The following is a 4312-nucleotide window of genomic DNA, read 5'->3' as shown; positions in this document are numbered from 1 at the left end:
CTCGCGGGCGATCTCCCGGATGCCGTGGCCCTGGTCGAGGAGCGTGTGGACGAGGGCGTGACGTGCACGGATACGGGCTTCGAACGGTGACATCTCCTTCGCTGGCGGCGGTTCAATGTCCGGCAGGTCATCGGGACCGGAGCTGGGTGACCGCAGGCATCCGTTGTGCCGGCGCACGCCTTGTTCCACCGCAGTGCCGAGGTTCTGCCACAGGTGAAAACGGTCAGCGACCTGGACGGCCTGCGGGGCCCCGATGCGGGCTCCTTCAGCGTAGGAGCCCGCACGATCTCGGCAGATCACCTCGATTCCAGGATGCTCACGCAGCCATGCGGCCAGGGCCCCGGCGTCCCGTCCTGGCAGCAGGCCAAGCGGCTTGCGGGTCTCGCAGTCGATGAGCACGGTCCCGTAGTGCTGACCGCGGCGGGTCGCGAAATCGTCGACCCCGAGCACCTTGGGCACCTCCCAGGACGGGTCAGGAAGCGCCATCAGCAGCCTCAGCAGCGTCGTCCGACTGACCACACTGTGCAGCACCACGGCCAGCCGGGCTCCCGCCCGGCCGGCGAGCGCAACTGCCACGGCCTCCAGGAGCCGGCGCGAAGCAGACGTCCGTCTCCCATAGCGGAACGTCAGCCCGCCAACCTGCTCGACGAACGTACGACGCCCACACCGTTCGTTATCGCAGTACAACCGCCGCACGGTCAGCTCGATCAGAACCGGCTGGTCGCCGACCGGAGTATCGGCCAGCCGACTTCGTAGCAGCTGCGCACACGATCCGACGGAAGCCCACAGTCCGGGCACGAAACACTGCCATCCAGGGCCCTCGCCACGATGTGCACAACCCCGCACTCCGCACAGCGGGGGGTGCCAGGCAAGCCGGGCGAGCCCCCCTCAGCACGGGCACGGCGGCGCGACGGCTAGGGGAAGTCGATCAGGCCACGTCCCCAGGTGTCCCCATCGGGCTTCTCCTTGTAGGTGAATGTCGACAGCACCTTTCCCGGGTCGAGACTCTCGTCCTGCGACAGCAGGAGCGCAACCGCTCCAGCCGCGAAGGGCGACGCCATGCTCGTGCCCTGCATCGCCACATGCTTCTGGTCGATCATCCAGCGGCGGCTGCTCCTGGAATCGCGGGACTGTGCGGAGACGATCATGGCGCCGGGAGCGGTGAGATCAGGTTTGGCCTTGCCGTCGCGTCGCGGCCCCATGCTGCTGAACGGCGCGATGCTCTCCGGCGGCAGCCAGCTGGCCTCGCGGCTGGTGCCGTCGATGTCCGTCCAACGGGTCTTGGTCGTGGAGGCGGCCACCGTGATCGCGCTCGTCGCGGTTCCCGGAGATCCGATGGTCATGGAGTTCCTGGCGTGCGGGCCGGAGAAGCTGCCATTGCCGAGGGCCCATACGTCCACCCGCGTCGTTTGATGGGCCGCCTTCTTCCCTCGGACCAGCAGCGTCCAGGTGCGCGAGCCCGTGGCGTTGACAGGGGGCCGAAGGCGCACGGTGATCTGCTGGTCACCGTTTCTGCTGTCGCGCCCCGGGGTACCGATCTCCACCATCCAGTCACCCAGCCGGTACGCCTTGTTCGGGTTGCCCTGTGGGCCGTTCGGCAGAACACCCTGGAACGGCGTTGTCAGGCCGTCCGGCGCGGCGACCGCCACGTCCACCTTGTCGCCGCCCGCGTACCAGCCGTTGAACCACAGATCCTGGACGATGCCGTCACGGTCCGGACTGTGGAGACAGAGAACCCTGAGGATCTCTCCTGGTTCCGGGGCGAGTTGGGCGTGGATGTTGTCCTCTCCCTCGTTCCCGGCCGCGCAGCAGACGATGCTGCCCGGACCCGACTCGTCGTCGATCGCCTTGGACATGGCGTCCGTCCCGTCGTGCGGGTCGCTGTGGGCGCCGAGACTGAGGTTGACCACGGCCGCCTTGCCGAGATCCTTGGCCACGCGGAACACGTACTGGATGCCGTCGATGACTCCCGCGTTCGTCATGTTCGTCTTGACCACCACGAACTCCGCTTCCGGCGCCACCCCCTGGTACTTGCTGTCCGACCCGGCCGCGATGCCCGCGACATGGGTGCCGTGCCCATCGTCGTCCTTGGACTTGGCCAGATCAGCGCCGGTGTACTCGATGCCGTACCTGCCTTCCGGCACACCTGGTCCACCACGCGCCTCTTGGTCCCATATCCGCAGGATGCGGCCGGCGAATGCAGGGTGCCGCGCGTCGATCCCACTGTCGACGACGCCGATGATGACGCCTTTGCCGGTGAGGTTGTTTTTCGTCCGGAAGCCGGGAATCCCCACTGCGCCCGGCGCTACGTCCATCAGAGGACGGACTCTCTGCGCCGGGGCGATGCGCTCGACCCCCGGATGTTCGGTCAGCCTCGGAAGGTCGTCGAACGGGACGATGGCCGTGCGCACCCTCTCCCCACCGGCGTTGATCTCGATTCCGGTGGCGCCCTCCAGGTCACTGAAATCAGCGTCCGGCGAGCAATCCAGCGTGACCACCACCCGAGCGGGCTTGGCAAAGTCCCGTGGTGCCACGAAACCCGGCATCTGGTCTTCTTGAACGTGGTCGGCGAGTGCTTCGCGGCCCTCGGCGTACTCGTCGAAGGCCATGGCGAGCGACGGGGCAAGCTTGCTGTAGTCCATGAATGTTCTCCCTCACTCAAGGCCATCGGGGCCACGTGCGGGAAATGCGGCGCTCACCACGGAGCTGGGGCGCTGGCACTCGTTCTTGCGCCGCCTGCGGGGGCCGGGCCAGTTGTCACGGAACATCGCAGAGCCCACGCCGAAGCCGAGCGCCTTGACGGCGGCCGCTATCGCGCAGCGGTGGAGAGATGGTCTAGCGGCACGGAGCCCTCACCGCTGGCTGATTTCATGGGAGAGCCCAGTCACACACCACCAGGTTCCCCTCGGCCGCGTACCGTTGCAACTCGATCAGTCCGCTGCCGAGCGCCAAGGAGATCAACGCGGCGTTCCAATCCCCCATGGGCGGTCGGAGCTTCTACCGCCCAGCCAGCAGGGCCGGTGCGGTCGATCCCGGCCGTGGTGAGGCGCTGCCAGAACAGCGGGCGCAGCCTGTCGAGCAGTGCCGCGACGTCCGGGATGCGGAGGTAGTACTGCTCTGCGTTCCGGCGCGATTCGTGGTCGAGGAACTCCTGCAACGATGCAGGCACTCGACGCGCTCGCGCGCCCCGGCACGACGGCGTGCACCGTGTGCGACGCTGCCGAGGGGCTGCTGCCGATCCTCGCCCACGGCCAGGACGACGTGCCCACCCCCGACGACTGATCACAGGTCAGACGGTCGGGGACCCGGTGTAGTCGTGGCATTGGTAGCCCCGCCCGTCGCCGTGCCAGTCCAGGAACAGCACCGAGTCCCCCAGCGCTCCGCGGCCGGCCCGGTGGCTGATCGTCGGCGTTCGATAGTGGCCGTCGTAGTTCGCGTTGGACGTGCTGTCCTCCAGCCGCTCCTCGAGCCCAGGGAAATCGCGCTCGACCAGCACGGGGTCGGTGCCCTCCCGGGATTGCTTGATCTGCAACCGCAGCTTGGCCCCGTCGAAGATCGTCGGGTCGTCCACCTCGCGGAACGCCGGGCCGTCCCACTTCACCTCGGCGTACGCGTACACGGTGCCCCCGGACCGGGCCTCGCACGTCTTCACCGTCACCTTCCAGTTGTCCGGCCACGGCCCGTCATAGCTGCTGTCGTCGATGTCCTTCGTGCTGCTGGCGCACTTGTAGGCCGGGGCCGCCATGGCGGAGGGAGCGGCCGGTGCCGCCACCGCCACCACGGCCACCGCCGCGCGCTTGATGGTGCTCATGCCCGGTCAATGCCGGGACCCCAGAAGCGACACGGCCCTGCCCCGAAACCGCCTCGGAGGATCGACCCCCGGCGCCCGGGCGTCGATCGCACGTCCGCTCAGCCGGAAGCGGTACCGCTCCGGTCCAGGCGAGGACGTCGTCACGGCGGTAGTCCTCGCCCAGAATGGCCGGCATGTCCGCCAGCCGGCCCGCGAGGTCGGCGGCCCTCTCCGGGGACTCCTTGCGGAGTAGGTGCCAGCAGGCATGCGCGTTACGGGCCGTACGGATCGTGTCGGCCTCGGGACGGTACCGGGCGCCCTGGCAGCGCAGGGCGGTCGTGATGAGCAGCTCCGTGGTCCCGTGCCAGTCGGTGCGCTGGCAGAGGATGAGCCAGGCCCGGGCGGTCAGCACGGTGATGGTGGCGGCGTCCTCGCCGAACCAGCCGGCCAGGGCGGTCTCCAGCTTGTTGGCGAGGGGGACCGCGGTGGGCAGGTCCCCTTCCGCGTGCGCGGCCCACACGG

Annotated in this window: 4 protein-coding genes and 1 pseudogene; 1 reads left to right on the top strand and 4 read right to left on the bottom strand. The window is 68.7% G+C overall.

Translation table 11 applies throughout. The annotated features are described in order from the left end of the window. Together IF88_RS0139395 and IF88_RS0139390 are read right to left on the bottom strand one after the other, a co-directional pair. Positions 1-798 (bottom strand): ISL3 family transposase (locus IF88_RS0139395; RefSeq protein ID WP_158754918.1); only part of this gene is annotated, 798 nt, incomplete at its 3' end. 116 nt (positions 799-914) lie between these two features. Then, entirely contained in the window at positions 915-2642 is a 1728-nt protein-coding gene (locus tag IF88_RS0139390) for a S8 family serine peptidase (protein WP_030724283.1), read from the bottom strand. A gap of 517 nt (positions 2643-3159) precedes the next feature. Here IF88_RS0139390 and IF88_RS49255 point away from each other — a divergent pair. After that, the gene (locus tag IF88_RS49255) at positions 3160-3282 is read left to right on the top strand and encodes a hypothetical protein (RefSeq protein WP_267884559.1); all 123 of its coding nucleotides are present in this window, start codon (positions 3160-3162) and stop codon (positions 3280-3282) included. Positions 3283-3289: 7 nt separating this feature from the next. Here IF88_RS49255 and IF88_RS0139380 read toward each other — a convergent pair whose 3' ends face one another. Together IF88_RS0139380 and IF88_RS48915 are read right to left on the bottom strand one after the other, a co-directional pair. Further along, complete coding sequence (locus IF88_RS0139380; protein WP_234323876.1) at positions 3290-3658, bottom strand: hypothetical protein; 369 nt, start codon at positions 3656-3658, stop codon at positions 3290-3292. A gap of 25 nt (positions 3659-3683) precedes the next feature. Next, positions 3684-4312 (bottom strand): annotated as a pseudogene (locus tag IF88_RS48915) (hypothetical protein); the annotation flags it as partial.

The organism is Streptomyces sp. NRRL F-2580, from assembly GCF_000720115.1.
Taxonomy (GTDB): domain Bacteria; phylum Actinomycetota; class Actinomycetes; order Streptomycetales; family Streptomycetaceae; genus Streptomyces.
The sequence above is the reverse complement of the archived record's forward strand: the minus strand, read 5'-3'. Positions and strand labels throughout refer to the sequence as shown.